Below are 19,193 nucleotides of genomic sequence, written 5' to 3'. Positions count from 1 at the left end.
ATACTTCCGCCGTCCGGCAGCGCACCCCACGGCGACGGAAGGACCTGGACTCCCTTGGCACCCATACGTGTTCGGATCGGCGTACTCGGACTGGCCCTGGTGGCGGGGCTCGCCGCCCCACTCGCCCCCACGGCGGCGACGGCGGCACCCCCGGCGGGCGGCACCGCCCCCGCACCGACGGTGGAGGAGCGGCGGCTCGACGGGGAGGTGCCCCGGGAGATCCTGCGGCGCTCCGGATTCGCCGCGGTGGCACCGGCGTTCGCCCACAGGCTCGGGCGGGCCGGCTCCTACCGCGAGGCGCGTGCCGTGGTGGCGCGCGAGGGATCGGCGCTGTGGCGGCGGGCGGTGGACCGGGTGCAGGGGCGCGGGCCGGCCCGCGGGGACCTCAGCCGCGACGACGACCGGCCGCTGTACTGGGCGCGGCTCGGGATGACGCGGGAACTGCGCACCTGGGAGCCCGGGTTCGGGCTGGGCGAGCGGCAGCGGGCCGCGCTGCTGACGGAACTGGAGCGCACCTCGCGCGGACAGGCGGACCTGCGGCTGCCGCCGGGCGGACACGACGAGGGCACGGGCAAGGGCATGAAGCGGGTGCTGCTCACCGGCTTCGACCCGTTCACCCTGGACCGGGACATCCGGATCTCCAACCCGTCCGGTGCCGTCGCGCTCGCCCTGGACGGCACGGTGATCGACACTCCGGACGGTCCCGCGCGGGTGGAGACGGCGGTGTTCCCGGTGCGCTGGCGGGACTTCGCCGAAGGGGCGGTGGAGCGGGCGCTGCGGCCGTATCTGCCGCGGGTGGACCTGTTCACCACCGTGAGCCAGGGCCGGGTGGGGCGGTTCGACGTGGAGCGGACCAACGGGGCCTGGCGGGGCGGCTTCCCCGACAACGAGAACGTCTCGCGCACGGAGACGGTCCCGGTGACCGATCCGGCCTCGCAGCCGCAGTGGACGACGACCACGCTGCCGTACGCGGCGATCACCGCGGCGGACACCGGCCGCTTCCCCGTGTACGACAACACGACGGTGACCGAGATCCCGGCTGGGGGAGGCACCGAGCCGGTCGTACGGCCGGACGGGCCCACGCCCGGTTCGACGGCGCGGGAGGGCGGCGGCGGGAACTACCTGTCCAACGAGATCGCCTACCGCGCGACGCTGCTGCGGGACCGGCTCGGGCTGCACGGCACGCTGCCGGGCGGGCACGTGCACACCCCGGTGCTGCAGTTCGGGGACCGGAACACCGATCCGGCGACGGGGGCGGTCACCGACCCGGGGTTCGTGCGCAACCGGCTGGACATCGTGGCGCAGACGCGGGCGATCGTGGCCGTGGCGGTCAGTGCCGCGGGGCCGGACCGGGGCTGACCGCTGTGTCGGCCGTACCGCCTTCGGACGGGTCGCCGGCGCCGTCGCGGGTCTCCTCGCCCAGCAGCTCGCGGGCGAGGAGCGTGGCGCCGGCGACCGCGCCGGGCATCAGGAACACCGCGACGAAGGGCACCAGGAAGGAGACGCCCAGCGGGGTGCCGAAGCCCCAGACCAGCATCTTGCGGGAGCGCAGCAGGGCGAGGCGCTCGCGCAGTTCGACGCCGCGGCGCTGGAGGGCGACGGCGGCCAGTTCCTCGGTGAGGAAGAAGCCGGTGACGAAGAAGCCGATCACCGGGACCACGGTCTGGCCGACGACCGGGATGAAGCCGAGCGCGAAGAGCAGCACGCCCCAGAGCGCGGCGCGGACGACGATCCGCAGACTGTCGCGGCCGGAGATCCACAGCTCGCGCCAGAGCGGCAGGTCGGACTCGGGGGCGGTGCCGTCCGGGGAGACGTCGCGGTCGACCCGCTCGGAGAGGGCCTCGTAGAAGGGCTGGCCGACCAGCAGGGTGACCGCGGTGAAGGTGAGCACGGCCAGCAGCAGGGCGAGGGCGAACAGCACGGCGGTGAGGAAGCCGCGGAAGAGCCCGAGCCAGGGGCTAGACCAGTCGTCGGCGAAGGGCGTGGCCCAGCCGACGAAGTCGTCGCCCCACAGCGCGAGCGCGACCAGCACGCCCAGGTAGAGGACCAGGGTGATCAGGCCCGGGACGAGGCCGAAGCCGTAGCTCCGCCCGTGCCGGGCCACCCAGCGCTGGCCCTTCAGCAGATGACCGAACCCCGCCCCGAGATCACGCATGGGCGGAACTCTACCGGTCGGCGCGCAGGCCCGTTTCCGGTCAGGCGAGCGTCACGGTGATGTTGCCGCGGGTCGCCTTCGAGTACGGGCAGACCTGGTGGGCCTTCTCCACCAGGGACCGCGCGGTGGCGGCGTCGACGGACGGGATCTCGGCGGAGATCTCGACGATGATCCCGAACCCGTCGTCGTTCTTGCCGATGCCGACCTTGGCGGTGACGGTCGAACCGGATACGTCGGCGCCCTCCTGGCGGGCCACGACGGCGAGCGCGCCCTGGAAGCAGGCGCTGTACCCGGCGGCGAACAGCTGCTCCGGGTTGGTGCCGGCGCCGCTGCCGCCCATTTCCTTGGGCGGGTTCACGACCACGTCGAGCTTGCCGTCGTCGGTGGCGACCCGGCCGTCGCGGCCGTTCTCGGCGGTGGCGACGGCGGTGTAGAGGACTTCGGACTGCTGGATGGGCATAACGGGTGTCTTCCTCCTCGGTCCGCCGTGACTCGCGCCCACGATCACGACGGATTTCGGAAAGACGCTACCGCATGCCGGAAATCCCGGGAAGCCCGCTCCTCCGCTGCCGGGGTTCAGAGCTTCACGATCATCTTCCCGGTGTTGTCGCCGCGCAGGACGCCGAGGAACGCCTCCAGGTTGTTCTCGATGCCCTCGACGACCGTCTCGCGGTACTTCAGCTCGCCGGAGCGGACCCAGGGGCCGACCTCCTCGACGAACTGCGGCTGGAGGTCGTAGTGGTCGCCGACCAGGAAGCCCTCGATGCGGCCGCGGGTCTGGATGAGCCGGGCGAGGTTCTTCGGGCCGGGCGCGGGCTCGGTGTTGTTGTAGACGGAGATCGCGCCGCAGACGGCGATGCGTCCGTTGAGGTTGAGGGAGCCGATGGCCGCCTCCAGGTGGTCGCCGCCGACGTTGTCGAAGTAGACGTCGACGCCGTCCGGGGCGGCGGCGCGCAGCTGCTCGCTCACCGGGCCGTTCTTGTAGTTGAAGGCGGCGTCGAAGCCGTACTCGTCGAGGAGCAGCCCGACCTTCTCGTCCGAGCCGGCCGAGCCGATGACGCGCGAGGCGCCCTTGAGCTTCGCGATCTGCCCGACCTGGCTGCCGACGGCACCCGCGGCGCCGGAGACGAAGACGGAGTCGCCCTCCTTGAAGGAGGCGGTGCGCAGCAGACCGGCGTAGGCGGTGAGCCCCGTCATGCCGAGCACGCCGAGGTACGTCGACAGGGGCGCCGCGTCCGGGTCCACCTTGACGGCGTTCTTCGCGTCCACGGCCGCGTACTCGCGCCAGCCGAAGAAGTGCAGGACGTGGTCGCCGACGGCGAAGCCCTCCGCGTTGGAGGCGACGACCTCGCCGACCGCGCCGCCCTGCATGACCTTGCCGAGCTCGTAGGGGGCGGCGTAGGACTTGGCGGCGCTCATGCGGCCGCGCATGTACGGGTCGACGGAGACGTACAGGTTGCGCACGAGCACCTGCCCGTCACGCGGGGCGGGAACCTCCGCCTCGACGAGCGCGAAGTCCTCGGGCTTGGGCCAGCCGACCGGGCGGGTGACCAGGTGCCATTCACGGTTGACGGCGGGGAGGGCGGGGGAGTCGGTCATGGGGCACCTTTCCAGGGGGCTTGCTCGGGACTTCCTCGGGATCTGCTCGCCGAGAATGTTTCATGCTCTGAAACAACCATGCGGCTGAACATTTCACGTTGTCAAACAAATGGGTACCCTGGATTCCATGGCCACACCACGCGACACCACGCGCCGACCCGACGCTCTCACCCTCGAAGTCGTCGAGCTGATCGGCGAGGTCGTGGCCCGCTTCCACGCGGACTACGAGGAGGCAGCGGCGGAGCGCGCCCTGACCGGGGCGCAGGCCAAGCTGCTCAGCCTGCTGTCGCTGGAGCCGCTGCCGATGCGGAAGCTGGCCCAGAAGCTGAGGTGCGAGCCGTCGAACGTCACGGGGATCGTGGACCGGCTGGAGGCACGGGGCCTGGTCGAGCGACGGCCCGACCCCGGCGACCGGCGAGTCAAGGTCGCGGCGGCGACGGAGGAGGGACGCCGGGTGGCCCGGGGGCTGCGGGAGTCGCTCCGGTTCGCGCGGGAGCCGCTGGCGGGGCTGTCCGAGGCGGAGCGGGTGGCTTTGCGGGACGCGCTGGTGACGATGCTGCGGGGTGACTGAACCGGCGTCGCGGTCGGCCAGGGGCGGTGCCCGCGGCTACGGCGGCTATGTGCACCACCACAGGAAGCGGTCGCAGGTTTCCGTCGGGGTCGGGTCCGGGGATTCCGGCGGGGTGGGGGTCGCCGACGGGGGTGGGTCGTCGTGCGACTCCGGGGACGACGGGTCCGGGTTCGCGGGCGGGGTGGTGCTCGGGACCGGCGCTCGGGACGCACCGGGACCGCCGGACGCGGTCGGCGTGTGCGACTCCTCCGCCTCCGGGGACTCCGACGCGGACGCCGACACCGTTGTCGACGCGGACGCGCTCGTGGCCGGCGGGGCCGAGGCCGCAGTCGTCCCCGAGGGGGCGTCGGCCGGGATCGCCGACGTCTCCCCCACCTCGCGGGTCGCGCCGCCGTCCGTCGACTCGCCGCCCGCCGCGGCCGGCCTGTCCGGGGAGTGGGGGGCGTCCATGCCGAGTTCGGCGAGGCTCAGCCCCCCGGCGGCCAGGACGAAGCCCCCGACGAGGAGCAGGGTCCGGCGGCGGCGCCTGCGGTGGGCGGCGGCCTTGCGGTCGCGGCGACTGGAGCGGGCGCCCGGTGCGGCGTCGTCGGGGTCCTCGCCGGAGTCGTCCCGCAGGCCGCCCCGGGCCGGCGCCTCGGCGGCCGCCGCCACCGCGCCGCCCTCGCCCACCGGAGCCGGCGCGGTCTCCTCACCCACCGTCAGGCAGGCGTCCGACGCGTGGAGTTCGCGGGCGGGCGTGCCGCACCCCGGGCAGGCGAGGGCGCCGTTGAGGTGCCGTCGGCACGGGTGGCAGTAGTCCATGACGCGGGAAGGTTAAGTTCCGGGGCGGGCGCGTTCCTAGAGGTCACTGTGAATGTTGTGTGGGGAAGGCTCCGGGGGCGGTTTCCCCCTCGCTTCTGAAACTGCCGAAACCGTTATGTGTCCGACCCATTGACACTCCGAGCACACCGTCCTTACTGTCACGCCAGCATTTCGAACGAGTGACGAAATATCGAACAGAGCGAAGGGCAGCCGCCGTGCGCATCACCGGAATCAGCACACACGTGGTCGGGACGCCGTGGCGCAACCTGACCTACGTCCAGGTGCACACCGACGAGGGCATCACCGGAGTCGGCGAGACCCGGATGCTGGGCCACACCGACGCGCTCCTCGGCTACCTGAAGGAGGCCGAGGCCAACCACATTCTCGGTTCCGACCCGTTCGCTGTCGAGGACCTGGTGCGCCGCATGAAGTACGGCGACTACGGCCGCGCGGGCGAGATCGTGATGTCCGGCATCGCCGTCGTGGAGATGGCGTGCTGGGACATCAAGGGCAAGGCCCTCGGCGTCCCCGTGTGGCAGCTGCTGGGCGGGAAGGTCACCGACAAGGTCAAGGCGTACGCCAACGGGTGGTACACCACCGAGCGGACGCCCGAGGCCTATCACAAGGCCGCGCGGGGGGTCATGGAGCGCGGGTACCGGGCGCTGAAGATCGACCCGTTCGGCACCGGGCACTTCGAGCTGGACCAGCAGCAGACGAACTACGCCGTGTCGCTGATCGAGGCCGTGCGGGACGCCATCGGGCCGGACGCCGAGCTGATGCTGGAGATGCACGGCCGGTTCTCGCCCTCCACCGCCGTCCGGCTCGCGCGCGAACTCGCGCCGTTCAAGCCGGCCTGGCTGGAGGAGCCGGTCCCGCCGGAGAACCTCAAGGCGCTGAAGAAGGTCGCCGAGAAGGTCGACATGCCGGTCGCCACCGGGGAGCGCATCCACGACCGGATCGAGTTCCGCGAGCTGTTCGAGGACCAGTCCGTGGACGTCATCCAGCCCGACGTCGGTCACATCGGCGGCATCTGGGAGACCCGGAAGCTGGCCGCGACCGCCGAGACCCACTACACGCTGGTCGCACCGCACAACGTCGGCGGCTCCGTGCTCACCGCCGCCAGCCTCCAGGTCGGGTTCACCTCCCCGAACTTCAAGATCCTGGAGCACTTCAACGACTTCGCGGACGCGGAGATCAAGAAGGTCGTGAAGGGCGCGCCGCAGGTGGACCCGGAGGACGGGTGCTTCCACCTCTCCGACGCACCCGGTCTCGGCGTCGAGCTGGACACCGACGCGGCGGCCGAGTTCCCGCAGCAGCAGGCGCGGTTCGACCTGTGGGCCGAGGGCTGGGAGAAGCGCGCCCCCAAGGGGACCGGGGCATGAGCGGCGCGGTCGTCGTCGAGGCGCCGGGGGTGCACCGGCTCGTGCCGCACGAGCCGCGCGAACCCGGCCCCGGCGAGGCGCTGGTGCGGGTGCACGCCGCCGGGATCTGCGGCAGCGACCGCGAGGTCTACCAGGGCAACCGGCCCGAGGGGTACGTGCGTTACCCGCTCACCCCCGGACACGAGTGGTCCGGGACCGTGGAGCGGGTCGGCGCCGGGGTGCCGGAGACGCTGGCCGGCCGGAAGGTCGTGGGCGAGGGCTTCCGCAACTGCCAGGTCTGCGACCGCTGTCACGCGGGTGAGACGACGCTGTGCACGGCCGGGTACGAGGAGACCGGGTTCACCCGGCCGGGCGCCATGGCCCCGACGCTGACCCTGCCCGCCCGGCTCCTGCACGTGCTGCCCGACGACGCCGACCTCACCGGCGCGGCCCTGCTGGAGCCCGCCGCCTGCATCGCCGCCGCCGCGCTGAAGGCGAACGCCCGGCCCGGTGAGCGGGTCGCCGTCGTCGGCACGGGCACGCTCGGCATGTTCGCCGTGCAGTTCCTGCGCGCCGCCTCCCCGGCCGAACTGCTGGTCGTCGGGACGCGCGGGGACCGCGAGGCGCTGGCGCGGCAGTTCGGCGCGACCGGCTTCCTGACCAAGGACCGGCCGCTCCCGGACGACTTCGACGTCGTGATCGAGACCGCCGGCTCCGCGGACGCCGCCCGCACCGCCGCCGCGCTGCTGCGCCGGGGCGGACGGCTGGTGCTGACCGGCATCCCGGCGCCGGGCGCCGACGGTCTCGACCCGACCGACCTGGTCGTACGGCAGCTGGAGGTGCACACCGTCTTCGGGGCACCGCCGGACGCCTGGGCGCACACGGTGCGGGTCTTCGCGGCCGGTCTGCTCGATCCGCGGCCGCTGGTGACGCACGAACTGCCGCTCGCGGAGTTCTCCGAGGCCATCGAGCTGGTGGGCTCCGGCGACCCGAAGGTCGGAAAGGTACTGCTGCACCCGGACACCGGCCCCTGAGCCGTACGCCGGTGCGGGGGCGACCTGACGGCCTCCGCACCGGCGTACACCCACCGCACCGGGCGGCTCTCCCCGGCCCCGGCACGGCAGCCCCTCACACCCGCCGCCGCGAACTTCGTCCGACATATCGAACACTAAGGACAGCTTGTGACCGACCCTTCCGCCACGGCAGCCGCACGCAGGCCCGGTGAGCAGGCCCTCACCGCCCTCGGCCTGGCCGCGCCCGACCCCGATCCCGCCGACGCCTCGCCGCACTCCTTCCCGGGCGGGGGCCGCTGGCGCACCGAGATCCCCTCCTGCGAGGGGCCGGAGGCGCTGGCGGTGGTGCTCAAGGAGTCCTCGCGGCTGGACGTGCCGATCCACCGGATCAGCCAGGGCAGCGGCGTGTGGATGCTGACCGACGCCGAGATCACCGAGATGGTCGAGGCCACCGCCGAACGCGACATCGAGCTCTGCCTGTTCACCGGTCCGCGCGGCACCTGGGACATCGGCGGCTCCACCCGGACCGACTCGGGCGGCGCGGGCCTCAGGGCACGCGGTCACGCCGCGGTCGCCGGGTGCGTCGAAGACGCCGTACGGGCCAGCGGGTTGGGCGTCAAGTGTCTGCTGGTCGCGGACGAGGGCGTGCTGTGGACGCTGCACCGGGCCCGCGCCGCGGGCCTCCTCCCCGCCGACACCACGCTCAAGCTGTCGGCCCTCGTCGGACCGGTCAACCCGGCCTCGTACGCGGTGTACGAGCGGCTCGGCGCCGACTCCATCAACGTGCCCAGCGACCTGACGCCGGATCACCTGACCGAAATACGACGGGTTTCGGCCGCGCCGATGGACATGTACATCGAGGCTCCCGACGACCTCGGCGGCTACGTGCGGATGTACGAGGTCGCCGAGCTGATCCGGCGCGGCGCGCCGCTGTATCTGAAGTTCGGCCTGTCCAAGGCGCCCGGGATCTATCCGTACGGCCACCACCTGCGGGAACTGACGCTGGCCACCGCCAAGGAGCGGGTGCGGCGCGGCCGGCTCGCCCTCGATCTGCTCGCCCGGCACGGGGCGGACGGGGACATGGCGCCGCTCGGCACCCGGCTGCCGGGGGCGCTCAACCGGTTCGAGATCTCGTCATAACGTTCCGGAAAATCCCTTCACAAAAGGCGACACGACCGCGCACAATCCCACACACCTGCGTCGCCGATCCAGCCCTCACCTCAAGGATGATGACCATGCGCAACCGCAGAGCCGCACTCGCCGCGATAGCCTCCGCCGCCTCGCTCGCCCTCACGCTGACCGCCTGCGGCCAGAACAGCGAGGGCGGCAGCGAGGAGGACAAGGGAGGCAGCGACGGCGCCACCGTCGGCATCGCGATGCCGACCAAGTCCTCCGAGCGCTGGATCACCGACGGCGCCAACGTCGAGAAGGAACTGAAGGCCAAGGGCCTCAAGACCAAGCTGGTGTTCGGCGAGGACGACCCGGACCAGCAGGTCTCCCAGATCGAGAACATGATCACGCAGGGCGTGGACGCCCTGATCGTGGCCGCGATCGACAACAAGTCCCTCGGCAACGTCATGCAGCAGGCCGCGGACGCCGACATCCCGGTCATCTCCTACGACCGTCTGATCCTCGGCACGGAGAACGTCGACTACTACGCCTCCTTCGACAACGAGAAGGTCGGCGAGCTGCAGGGCGGCTACATCGTCGACAAGCTCGGTCTGAAGGCGGGCAAGAAGGGCCCCTTCAACATCGAGCTGTTCGCCGGCTCCAACGACGACAACAACACCAGGTACTTCTTCAACGGCGCGATGAAGGTCCTGAAGCCGTACATGGACAAGGGCCAGCTGGTCGTGCGGTCCAAGCAGACCGACCTCAACCAGGTCACCACCCTGCGCTGGGACGGCGGCACCGCCCAGAAGCGCATGGACGACCTGCTCACCTCGAGCTACCGCAACGCCAAGGTGGACGCGGTGCTCTCGCCGTACGACGGCATCTCGATCGGCATCCTGTCCGCCCTGAAGTCCGACGGCTACGGCTCCGGCAGCAAGCCGATGCCCGTCGTCACCGGCCAGGACGCCGAGATCGCCTCGGTGAAGTCGATCATCGCGGGCCAGCAGACCCAGACCGTCTTCAAGGACCTGCGCCAGCTCGCCAAGGTCGCGGCGAACATGGTCGACGCGGTCCTGAACGACAAGAAGCCCGAGGTCAACGACACCAAGTCGTACGACAACGGCTCCAAGGTCGTCCCCGCCTACCTGCTGCAGCCGGTCAGCGTCGACAAGTCCAACTACAAGAAGGTCCTGGTCGACGGCGGCTACTACACCGAGGACCAGCTCAACTAACCGGGCCCCCTCAAGGATTGGAAGGCACGACCATGGCGGGACCCGTCCTGGAAATGCGCTCGATCGTCAAGACCTTTCCCGGTGTCAAAGCACTGTCGGACGTCACGCTGACCGTTCGCCAGGGCGAGGTCCACGCCATCTGCGGGGAGAACGGCGCCGGCAAGTCCACCCTGATGAAGGTTCTCTCCGGCGTCCACCCGCACGGCAGTTACGAGGGTGACGTCCTCTTCGAGGGCGAGACCTGCCGGTTCAAGGACATCCGGGCGAGCGAACAGCACGGCATCGTGATCATCCACCAGGAGCTGGCGCTGGTGCCGTATCTGTCCATCGCGGAGAACATCTTCCTCGGCAACGAGCACGCCAAGCGCGGACTGATCAACTGGAACGACACCCTCAAGCACGCCACCGAACTGCTGCGCCGGGTCGGTCTCGACGAGCACCCCGAGACCCGCGTCGCCGACATCGGCGTGGGCAAGCAGCAACTGGTGGAGATCGCCAAGGCGCTCTCCAAGAAGGTGAAGCTGCTCATCCTCGACGAGCCGACGGCGGCGCTCAACGACGAGGACAGCGGCAAACTCCTCGACCTGATCCTTCAGTTGAAGGAGCAGGGCATGACCTCGATCATCATCTCGCACAAGCTCAACGAGATCCGCAAGGTCGCCGACTCGGTCACCATCATCCGCGACGGCCGCTCCATCGAGACGCTCGACGTGAAGGCGGCGGAGACGACCGAGGACCGGATCATCAGCGGCATGGTCGGCCGCGACCTGGAGAACCGCTTCCCGGACCGGACCCCGCACCAGCCCGAGAAGGGCGCGGCCCCGGCCCTGGAGATCCGCAACTGGACCGTGCACCACCCCATCGACCAGCAGCGCAAGGTCGTCGACGACGTCTCCATCGAGGTGCGGCGCGGCGAGATCGTCGGCATCGCCGGACTCATGGGCGCCGGCCGCACCGAACTGGCGATGAGCGTCTTCGGCCGCACCTACGGCCGGCACGCGGGCGGCACGGTCCTCAGGGACGGCAAGGAGATCCGTACGAAGACCGTCCCGGAGGCGGTCGGGCACGGGATCGCCTACGTCACCGAGGACCGCAAGCACTACGGCCTCAACCTCATCGACACCATCAACCGGAACATCTCGCTGACCGCGCTGGGCAAGGTCTCCAAGCGGGGTGTCGTCGACGAGCACGGCGAGCGGCAGGTCGCCGAGGACTACCGCAAGTCCATGAACATCAAGGCGCCGACCGTCTTCGAGCCGGTCGGCAAGCTGTCGGGCGGCAATCAGCAGAAGGTCGTCCTCAGCAAGTGGATCTTCGCCGGTCCCGAGGTGCTGATCCTGGACGAGCCCACGCGCGGCATCGACGTGGGCGCCAAGTACGAGATCTACACCGTCATCGACCGCCTGGCGGCCGAGGGCAAGGCGGTCGTGTTCATCTCCTCCGAGCTGCCGGAGCTGCTCGGCATGTGCGACCGCATCTACACGATGGCCGCCGGGCGGCTGACGGGCGAGTTCTCGCGGGCCGAGGCCTCGCAGGAGGCGCTGATGCGGCAGATGACGAAGGACAAGCAGGACCAGAAGTCCCTGAAGGACGAAGAGGTAGGCCGATGAGCACGGACGTGACCGCCAAGACCCCGGCACCGGCGCCGCCCGGCAGGGAGGGCCCGGCCTCCGGCGGCGGACTGCTGCAGCTGATGCTCGACGGCATGCGCCGCAACATGCGCCAGTACGGCATGCTGATGGCCCTCGGCCTGATCGTGGTGCTGTTCGCGGTGTGGTCCGACGGCGACCTGCTGCTGCCGCGCAACGTCTCCAACCTGGTGCTGCAGAACAGCTACATCCTGATCCTCGCGATCGGCATGATGCTCGTCATCATCGCGGGTCACATCGACCTGTCGGTGGGGTCGCTGACCGCGTTCGTGGGCGCTACGGCCGCCGTCCTGATGGTCAGGAACGACATGCCCTGGCCGGTGGCGGTGATCCTCTGCCTGGCCATCGGCGCCGCCGCCGGCTCGGTGCAGGGCTTCTTCATCGCCTATCTCGGCATACCGTCGTTCATCGTGACCCTCGCGGGCATGCTGCTCTTCCGCGGTCTGACGGAGATCTTCCTCAAGGGCCAGACCCTCGGCCCGTTCCCGAAGGACCTGCAGAAGATCGCCAACGGCTTCCTGCCCGAGGTCGGCCCGAACACCAACTACCACAACCTGACCCTGTTGCTGGGCATCGCCCTGATCGCCTTCGTGGTGTACCAGGAGATCCGCGACCGCAAGCGGCAGCAGGAGTTCGCCCTCGAGGTACCGCCGCTCAACCTCTTCCTGCTCAAGCTGGTCGCGCTGGTCGCCGCCGTCCTCGTGGTCACGCTGCTGCTGGCCAGCTACAAGGGCGCCCCGATCGTGCTGCTCATCCTGGGCGTCCTGGTCGTCGGCTTCGGCTACCTGATGCGCAACGCGATCATCGGCCGTCACATCTACGCCATCGGCGGCAACCTGCCCGCGGCCAAGCTGTCGGGCGTGAAGGACAAGAAGGTCACCTTCCTGGTCTTCCTGAACATGGGCATGCTCGCGGCCCTGGCGGGTCTGGTCTTCGCCGCCCGCTTCAACGCGGCCTCGCCCAAGGCGGGCCTCAACTTCGAACTCGAGGCCATCGCGGCCTCGTTCATCGGCGGCGCGTCGATGAGCGGCGGCGTCGGCACGGTCCTCGGCGCGATCATCGGAGGCCTGGTCCTCGGCGTGCTGAACAACGGCATGAACCTCGTCGGCATCGGCACCGACTGGCAGCAGGTCATCAAGGGCCTGGTGCTGCTGGCGGCGGTCGGGTTCGACGTCTGGAACAAGCGCAGGGTCGGTTCGTAACGGATCTCGGGCCCCGCCACTCACGGCGGGGCCCGCTTCTTCTCACGGAAGTACAGGAGCCGCACGTATGGAACTGAGCAGACGAACGGTCATCGCGTCGGCGGCAGCGGCCGGCGTGGCCGCCACCGCGGTCGGCGGCACGGCGCACGCGTCGGGAGGCAGGAAACCGGTGAAGGAACTCTTCGGCAGGCTCGCCGACGGGACGAAGGTGTACCGCTGGTCGCTGGAGAACGGCGGCACGCGGATGAAGGTGCTGTCGTACGGCGGCGTCGTGCAGTCCCTGGAGATCCCGGACCGCCGGGGCCGCTACGCCAACGTCTCGCTGGGCTTCGACAACCTCGACGACTACGTGGCCCGCAGCCCGCACTTCGGCGCCCTGATCGGGCGGTACGGCAACCGCATCGCCAAGGGCCGCTTCACCCTGGACGGCAAGGAGTACCAGCTCTCCGTCAACGACGGCGAGAACTCCCTGCACGGCGGCGCCCTCGGCTTCGACTACCGGGTCTGGGACGTCGAGCCGTTCACCCGCGGCTCCGACACCGGCCTGGTGCTCCACTACACCAGCGTCGACGGCGAGATGGGTTACCCGGGCACGCTCAAGGCGAAGGTGACCTACACCCTCACCCGGCGCGGCGACTGGCGCATCGACTACGAGGCCACCACCGACAAGGCCACCGTCGTCAACCTCACCAGCCACGTCTACTGGAACCTGGCCGGCGAGGGCAGCGGCACGATCGAGGACCACGAGCTGTCGATCGCCGCCTCCCGCTTCACGCCCACCGACGCGGGCCTGATCCCGACGGGCGAGCTGGCCCGGGTGTCCGGCACGCCCTTCGACTTCCGCAGGGCCAAGCCGATCGGCCGGGACATCCGGGACGCCCACCCGCAACTGGTCACCGCCAAGGGCTTCGACCACAACTGGGTGCTCGACAAGGGCATCACCGACCGCCCCGAGCACATCGCCACCCTGCGCGACCACGCCTCGGGCCGCACCCTGCGCATCGCCACCGACCAGCCCGGGCTGCAGTTCTACTCGGGCAACTTCCTCGACGGCACCCTCACCGGCACCGGGGGCTCCCTCTACCGCCAGGGCGACGCCCTGTGCCTGGAGACCCAGCACTTCCCGGACTCGCCGAACCACCCGTCGTTCCCGTCGACCGTGCTGCGGCCCGGCCAGACGTACCGGACGTCGACGGTGCACTCCTTCGACGCCTGAGACGCGGGCGCGAAGGGCGAGGGCACACTTTCTTCACACGCGTTGAACGGTGCCCCGCCCGCCTCCGTATTCAGGGGCGGCCCGTGTCCCCCGCACGGGCCGCCCACACACGGAGGTCCACTTGTCCGGCAACGTCACCTCGCTCTTCCGCGGCACCGCGGCGCACAGCCCCTCGATGGCGGCGCTGACGCGGGAGAGCGGCGAGGCGGCGGGCGCCGGACCGGTGGACTTCTGCATCCCCTGCAACCCGTACTTCCCCACCCCGGCGATGTTCGAGGAGCTGGCCGGGCGGCTGCGCGACATCATCACGTACTACCCGAGCAGCGCCGACACCATCACCGCCGAACTGTGCGGCCTGCTCCAACTCCCGCCGCAGTGCGTGGCGATGGGCAACGGCTCGACCGAGCTGATCACCTGGATCGACCACCTGCTGGTCCGGGAGTCCCTCGCCGTCCCCGTCCCCACCTTCGGCCGCTGGACCGACCAGCCCATGGAGACCGACAAGCGGGTCGACATGTTCCCGCTCCAGGAGGCCGGCGGCTTCGCCCTCGACCTCGCCCGGTACGCCGAGTTCGTCCGCGCCAGGGGCACCCGGGCCGTGGTGGTCTGCAACCCCAACAACCCCGACGGCGGCTACCTGCACAAGCAGGCGCTGGTGCAGTTCATGGACGCGATGGCCGACCGGGACCTCGTCGTGGTCGACGAGTCGTTCCTGGAGTTCGCCGACGCGGAGGCCGAACCCAGCGTGGTCCAGGAGGCGATGCTGCGCCCCAACGTCGTCGTGCTGCGCAGCCTCGGCAAGAACTTCGGCCTGCACGGCATCCGCTTCGGCTATCTCGTCGCCAACCCGGCGCTCGCGGGCCGGGTGCGTTCCATGCTGCCCAAGTGGAACCTCAACTCCTTCGCGGAGCACGTGGTGTTCATGCTGCGCGACCACGGCCCCGAGTACGCGCGGAGCCTGCACCAGGTGCGGCGCGACCGCCTGGAGATGGCCGCCCAGCTGTCCGCGCTGCCCGGCCTGACCGTCTATCCCTCCCAGGGCAACTTCCTCTTCGTCCGCCTCCCGGTGGGCGCGGAGGGCACGGCGGTCCGGGACCGCATGCTCACCGAGCACCGGATCCTGGTCCGTGAGTGCGGCAACAAGATCGGTTCGTCCAGCCGCTTCCTGCGTCTCGTGGTGCGCCCCCAGGTCGATGTTCGTCGTCTGGTGTCCGGCCTGGAACAGGTGCTCTACGGGGCCGGGAGGGGAGCCGCCGTGCCCGGGCCGGCCACAGGGACCGGCTACAGCTCGGGCACGGCGGCGGTGGACCGCCTGGTGAGCGAGACCAACGGTTCCGGCATGCGCGCGATCACCGCCCGGACCGCCGGTGCCGATGCCCCGGGGGTCGCCGCCGCTCCGGCTCCCCCGGCGGGCACCGGCACCGGCATGCCGCTCCCCGCCGCGGTGCCCGTCGCCCCGGCGGCGGCCACCGTGCCGCCTCCGGCGCCGGTCCCCCAGCCGGCGCCGTATCCCGGACCGGTGCCGGTCCCCCACCCGGCACCGGTCCCGCAGCAGCCCGCGCCCGCCCCGGTTCCGCAGCCCATGCCCATGCCCGCGCCCATGCCCGCGCCCGCCGCCGCCCCGGCCGCTTCGTATCCGGCGCCCGTCGGTCCGACCCCGCCCGGCGTCCCGGCCCGCGGTGGTCTCACCGCCGCCCAGGTCCGGGGCACCGACGGCCTGTCGTCGGTCCCGGCGACGGGCTGGCCGAACGCGGCGGGCATGGGACAGGCGGGGTGAGCCGGCAGGCCGGTCTACTCGGCCGAGCCGGTCGAGCCGGTCGAGCCGGTGGGCGTGCCCGACGGGGTCGGGCAGGGCGGGTTTGCCGGGGAGGCCGTGGGGCCGGGGGACGGGGACTCCGGTGCCGTGGAGCAGTCGTCCGTGGCGGTCGGGTCGGGTGAGGGTTCCGGGGTGGCCGTGGGGCTCTCGGTGGGGGTCCCGGTCGGCGGCCGGGAGGGGCCCTCGCTCGCCGGGGGCAGCGACGGGGAGGACGGGACCGGTGCCGTGGACGGCAGGGGGCGGGACGGGGACGGTCCCGGGCTGCCGTCCGGCGCGGTGGGGGTCGGGTCCGGGCCGATGACGATGCCGTCGTCCGCGTCTCCGCCGGCGCCCCCGCCCCCGTGTCCGCCCGTGGTGCCTCCCGTGCCGCCGCTGCCGCCGCCCTCGCCGTCGACGGGCTCGGTCGCCGGGGTGTCGCCGCCCGCGCCGGGGCTCTTCGGCACGACGCCCTCGCCGTCGGGGACGGGGTGGACTCCCCGCCGGTAGAACTCCAGCCAGTGTCTGACCGTCTCCAGGTAGCTGCGGGAGTTGTTGTAGCTGAGGACCGCCCGGTCCAGGTCCGCGGCCCGGCCCAGGTCCCGGTCGCCGGCACAGAGGTAGTGCCCGGCCGCGAGGGCCGCGTCGAAGACGTTGTTCGGGTCGGCGCGGCCGTCGCCGTTGCCGTCCGCGCCCCAGCGGGCCCAGGTGGACGGCAGGAACTGCATCGGGCCCACCGCCCGGTCGTAGACCGTGTCGCCGTCGTGGGCTCCGCCGTCCGTGTCCCGGATGAGGGCGAAGCCCTTGCCGTTGAGGGGCGGCCCGGTGATACGGCTCAGGGTCGTGCCGTTCCGGTCGACCGCGCCGCCGCGTGCCTGGCCGGACTCGACCTTGCCGATCGCCGCGAGCAGTTCCCAGGGCAGCCGGCAGCCGGGGTCCGTCCGGCCGACGGCCTTCTCGGCGGCGCGGTAGGCGCGCAGCACGGTGGCCGGGATGCCCGACTGGACGCGGACCTGGTCCCGCACGGGCCCCGGGGCGGCCGGGCCGCCGTCGCGCGTCGTCAGGGGCGGGAGTTCGGTGTGGTAGGAGCCGTCGCCGGGTGGGGCGAGTTCGGCGAACGGACCGCCCGCCGTCGGCACGACCGGATCGTCGGCCGCCGGTCCGGCGTGGGCGTCCTCCGCGCCCCTGGTGAGGCCGGGGGCCTGGGAGGCGGTGAGGGCCGCCATGGCCGCCACCGCCAGGGCGGTCGTGCGCAGTCCCTTGCGGGTCCGCCCGCGGTACAGGCGTCGGGCGCGGCGTACGGGCATGGTCGTCACTCCTGTCGGATCCGTCGGAGGTCCGGGGGGCGGGAGGAGGTCGGGGGACACGGACGGCCGTCAGCGGCCGAAGGTGTCGAGGGCGGAGACCAGCCAGCGTCCGTCGCGGTGCACGACGTCGACGGCGAGCATGGCCGCCGCGTACACCCCCTCGTCCTGTGCGGTCTTCTCGCTTGCCTTGGTCTTCTTGCCGCTGGTGGCGACGCTGCTCTGGTCCGCGTAGACGAGGACCCGGGCCCGGTCGCCGTCGATCCGCTCGACCGCGCTGTCGGTGACCGTCGTCGTGATCACGGCCTTCTGCGCGTCGGCCCGTTCGCGGACGTCGGCCAGGAGTTCCCGGTGCCGGTCGACGGCCTTGCCGGTCAGGAGGTCCTCCGCCGCCTTGTCCAGGGCCTCGGGGTCTGTGTGGTCGTAGGAGAAGAGGCGGTTGACGGCCTTGGCCACCTGTCCCTTGATCTCGCTGGTGCGGGCGAGGTCGGTCAGTGCGGTGTTGCTCCGCGCCGGCTCGGACCTGAGCCCCTCCGCCTTGGCGTGCGCCCAGCCCGCGAAGCCGCCGAGGAGCACCGTCAGCGCGCAGAGCACCACGAGGAGCGGGGGACGGCGCCGGACCCGGCTGGGGGCCTTCGGCTCGTCCCCGGTCGTGGGCGGGCCGGCGGTGGCGGCCTCCGTGGGCTCCAGGACGGCCGTGGCGCCGCGCGTGCGGCCCCGCGCCGCCGCGCGCTCTGCGTCCTCGGCGCGTTCCGGGACCGTGGCGGAGGCGGCGGGCCGGGTCTCGCGGGCCTGGCGGCGCCGCTGGCGGTTGATGTGGTGACGGGTCGTCGACATGGTGCTGTCCTCCTCGCTGCGGCCGGCTCGCTCGGTACGGGACCGGGTCAGCCGGTCGATGTGCCGCCCACGGGTGCCTGGCCCAGGGCGCTCAGCTTCCACCGGCCGCCGGTCCGGGTGAGTTCGCCGAGCATGCGGCTGTCCTTGTCGGTCTTCGCCCCGTCGGCCGCCTCGACGGTGACGCGCAGGGCGACCAGCACCCGGGCCCGCCCTGCGCGGTCGTCGAGTTCGGTGACGGCGCCGGACAGCACCCGGGCCGTGCTCACCGTCTTCGCCTCCTTCACCTGTGCCGCGAACTCGTCGCGCCCATCGGCCAGTTGTTCGTGCAGCTCGCCGGTCGTCGACGACTCCCACAGGTCGAGACCCTGCTCGAGCTCACGGTGGTCGAGGGTGTTCAGGTTCTGTACGGCCTGTTCCCCGGCGGAGAGTGCCGCGTCGCGCTGGGCGGCGTAGGCGGCCCGCTCGTCGTGGGCCGCCCGGTACCAGTCCTGACCGGCCCAGGCCGCGGAGCCGCCCGCCGCGAGGGTGAGGGCGAGGGCCAGGGCCGGGAGGGGCCGGGGCCGGCCGGTGCCGAGGAGGCGGACCGCGCGTTTCATGGGGTGCTCCAGTCTCCCGCGCATGGTCAGCGGGCCTTGATGTCGACGATCCGCCACTGGTCGCCGTCGAGCCGTGCCGTGACGGTGAGTTGGGCGGCGGCGGTGGTGGCCTCGGCGTCGCCTTCGCCTTTGCGGGAGGTCTGGTCGAGGAAGACCAGCAGGCGGGCCCTGCCGCCGTCGAGTTCGATCACTCCGGTGCGGACGGCGCGGGTGCTGAGGGTGACGCGCTGGTCGGTGAGGTCCTCGCGGACCCGGGCGAAGAGGGTCTCGTACTGGCGGGCGGCGCGGCCGTCGAGGACGGTGCTCGCGGAGCGTTCGGCGGCCGCGGTGCCGTCCGGGGTGTAGGAGAACACCCGGGCGAGGGCGTTGCCGACGTCGCCCACGACGCGGGTGGTGGCCTCGGTGTCGGTGAGCGCCTGGTTCCGGGCGGGCGCCTCGGACCTCAACTGGTGGGCCGCGTAGAAGAATCCGCAGCCGCCGAAGACGAGGACGGCGGCGGTCCCGGCCAGGGCCGCCTTCCGCAGACGCCCGTTCGGCGGACGGGGGGCGGCGGCTTCGGGGTCGGAGGCCCCGGACTCGGCGGGCGTCGGCTCGGCGGTGCCCGACTCGACGGGCGTCGGCTCGGCGGAATCCGGCTCAGGGGTGCCCGGCTCAGGGGTGCCCGGCTCAGCGGGCTCCGGCTCGGCGGAATCCAGCTCAGCGGTGCCCGACTCAGCGGGCTCCGGCTCGGCGGAATTCGGTGAGGCGGCGCT

18 protein-coding genes and 1 pseudogene are annotated in these 19,193 nt (G+C 71.9%); 11 read left to right on the top strand and 8 right to left on the bottom strand.

The annotated features are described in order from the left end of the window. Positions 1-54: 54 nt before the first annotated feature. Positions 55-1,359 carry a pyroglutamyl peptidase gene (locus NI25_RS27220; RefSeq protein WP_199561036.1) on the top strand — a complete coding sequence of 435 codons (1,305 nt, stop codon included), beginning with the start codon at positions 55-57 and terminating at the stop codon, positions 1,357-1,359. On the opposite strand, the gene NI25_RS27215 is transcribed toward NI25_RS27220, so the two are convergent. The 3 genes from NI25_RS27215 to NI25_RS27205 all read right to left on the bottom strand — a co-directional run bounded on the left by NI25_RS27215 (position 1,331) and on the right by NI25_RS27205 (position 3,754). Next, complete coding sequence (locus NI25_RS27215; RefSeq protein ID WP_061444964.1) at positions 1,331-2,155, bottom strand: EI24 domain-containing protein; 825 nt, start codon at positions 2,153-2,155, stop codon at positions 1,331-1,333. The genes NI25_RS27220 and NI25_RS27215 overlap by 29 nt on opposite strands. 40 nt (positions 2,156-2,195) lie before the next feature. Continuing rightward, positions 2,196-2,615, bottom strand: coding sequence for an organic hydroperoxide resistance protein (locus tag NI25_RS27210; protein ID WP_061444963.1), 420 nt, complete (start codon positions 2,613-2,615; stop codon positions 2,196-2,198). 116 nt (positions 2,616-2,731) lie between these two features. Continuing rightward, entirely contained in the window at positions 2,732-3,754 is a 1,023-nt protein-coding gene (locus NI25_RS27205; protein WP_061444962.1) for an NADP-dependent oxidoreductase, read from the bottom strand. Between the two features lie 127 nt (positions 3,755-3,881). Here NI25_RS27205 and NI25_RS27200 point away from each other — a divergent pair, with 127 nt between their 5' ends. After that, positions 3,882-4,325 (top strand): MarR family winged helix-turn-helix transcriptional regulator, encoded by a 444-nt coding sequence (locus NI25_RS27200; RefSeq protein ID WP_061444961.1) that lies wholly within the window; start codon positions 3,882-3,884, stop codon positions 4,323-4,325. A gap of 45 nt (positions 4,326-4,370) precedes the next feature. On the opposite strand, the gene NI25_RS39535 is transcribed toward NI25_RS27200, so the two are convergent. Continuing rightward, positions 4,371-5,126, bottom strand: coding sequence for an SCO2400 family protein (locus NI25_RS39535; RefSeq protein WP_061444960.1), 756 nt, complete (start codon positions 5,124-5,126; stop codon positions 4,371-4,373). A gap of 215 nt (positions 5,127-5,341) precedes the next feature. On the opposite strand from NI25_RS39535, the gene NI25_RS27190 reads away from it, so the two are divergent. From NI25_RS27190 to NI25_RS27155, 8 genes are all read left to right on the top strand, one after another. Then, on the top strand, positions 5,342-6,508 hold the full coding sequence (locus NI25_RS27190) for a mandelate racemase/muconate lactonizing enzyme family protein (RefSeq protein WP_061444959.1): 1,167 nt from the start codon (positions 5,342-5,344) through the stop codon (positions 6,506-6,508). Then, positions 6,505-7,521 (top strand): zinc-dependent alcohol dehydrogenase, encoded by a 1,017-nt coding sequence (locus NI25_RS27185; protein ID WP_061444958.1) that lies wholly within the window; start codon positions 6,505-6,507, stop codon positions 7,519-7,521. Before NI25_RS27190 ends, NI25_RS27185 begins: the two co-directional genes overlap by 4 nt. A 147-nt stretch (positions 7,522-7,668) precedes the next feature. Then, the gene (locus NI25_RS27180) at positions 7,669-8,640 is read left to right on the top strand and encodes a hypothetical protein (RefSeq protein ID WP_061444957.1); all 972 of its coding nucleotides are present in this window, start codon (positions 7,669-7,671) and stop codon (positions 8,638-8,640) included. A gap of 95 nt (positions 8,641-8,735) precedes the next feature. Next, positions 8,736-9,845, top strand: a complete 1,110-nt coding sequence (chvE, locus tag NI25_RS27175; protein WP_061444956.1) for a multiple monosaccharide ABC transporter substrate-binding protein — start codon at positions 8,736-8,738, stop codon at positions 9,843-9,845. A 32-nt stretch (positions 9,846-9,877) separates the two neighbouring features. Further along, positions 9,878-11,455, top strand: coding sequence for a multiple monosaccharide ABC transporter ATP-binding protein (gene mmsA / locus NI25_RS27170; RefSeq protein WP_061444955.1), 1,578 nt, complete (start codon positions 9,878-9,880; stop codon positions 11,453-11,455). Beyond that, the gene (gene mmsB / locus NI25_RS27165; RefSeq protein WP_061444954.1) at positions 11,452-12,696 is read left to right on the top strand and encodes a multiple monosaccharide ABC transporter permease; all 1,245 of its coding nucleotides are present in this window, start codon (positions 11,452-11,454) and stop codon (positions 12,694-12,696) included. Before mmsA ends, mmsB begins: the two co-directional genes overlap by 4 nt. A gap of 67 nt (positions 12,697-12,763) precedes the next feature. After that, positions 12,764-13,912, top strand: coding sequence for an aldose epimerase family protein (locus NI25_RS27160; protein WP_061444953.1), 1,149 nt, complete (start codon positions 12,764-12,766; stop codon positions 13,910-13,912). Positions 13,913-14,033: 121 nt separating this feature from the next. After that, the gene (locus tag NI25_RS27155) at positions 14,034-15,689 is read left to right on the top strand and encodes a pyridoxal phosphate-dependent aminotransferase (RefSeq protein WP_061444952.1); all 1,656 of its coding nucleotides are present in this window, start codon (positions 14,034-14,036) and stop codon (positions 15,687-15,689) included. 14 nt (positions 15,690-15,703) lie between these two features. On the opposite strand, the gene NI25_RS27150 is transcribed toward NI25_RS27155, so the two are convergent. The 4 genes from NI25_RS27150 to NI25_RS40365 all read right to left on the bottom strand — a co-directional run bounded on the left by NI25_RS27150 (position 15,704) and on the right by NI25_RS40365 (position 19,136). After that, on the bottom strand, positions 15,704-17,011 hold the full coding sequence (locus NI25_RS27150) for a lytic transglycosylase domain-containing protein (RefSeq protein ID WP_061444951.1): 1,308 nt from the start codon (positions 17,009-17,011) through the stop codon (positions 15,704-15,706). A 69-nt stretch (positions 17,012-17,080) separates the two neighbouring features. Next, complete coding sequence (locus NI25_RS27145; RefSeq protein WP_061444950.1) at positions 17,081-17,845, bottom strand: hypothetical protein; 765 nt, start codon at positions 17,843-17,845, stop codon at positions 17,081-17,083. 47 nt (positions 17,846-17,892) lie between these two features. Continuing rightward, positions 17,893-18,441, bottom strand: a complete 549-nt coding sequence (locus NI25_RS27140) for a nuclear transport factor 2 family protein (RefSeq protein WP_061444949.1) — start codon at positions 18,439-18,441, stop codon at positions 17,893-17,895. A gap of 26 nt (positions 18,442-18,467) precedes the next feature. After that, positions 18,468-19,136 (bottom strand): hypothetical protein, encoded by a 669-nt coding sequence (locus NI25_RS40365; RefSeq protein ID WP_420710814.1) that lies wholly within the window; start codon positions 19,134-19,136, stop codon positions 18,468-18,470. On the opposite strand from NI25_RS40365, the pseudogene NI25_RS40810 reads away from it, so the two are divergent. Beyond that, positions 19,107-19,184, top strand: a pseudogene (locus tag NI25_RS40810) (hypothetical protein); the annotation flags it as partial. The gene NI25_RS40365 and the pseudogene NI25_RS40810 sit on opposite strands and share 30 nt — an antisense overlap. Positions 19,185-19,193 lie beyond the last annotated feature (9 nt).

This window comes from Streptomyces sp. CCM_MD2014 (assembly GCF_000772045.1).
In the GTDB taxonomy this organism is placed as follows: Bacteria; Actinomycetota; Actinomycetes; order Streptomycetales; family Streptomycetaceae; genus Streptomyces; species Streptomyces salinarius.
The sequence above is the reverse complement of the archived record's forward strand: the minus strand, read 5'-3'. Positions and strand labels throughout refer to the sequence as shown.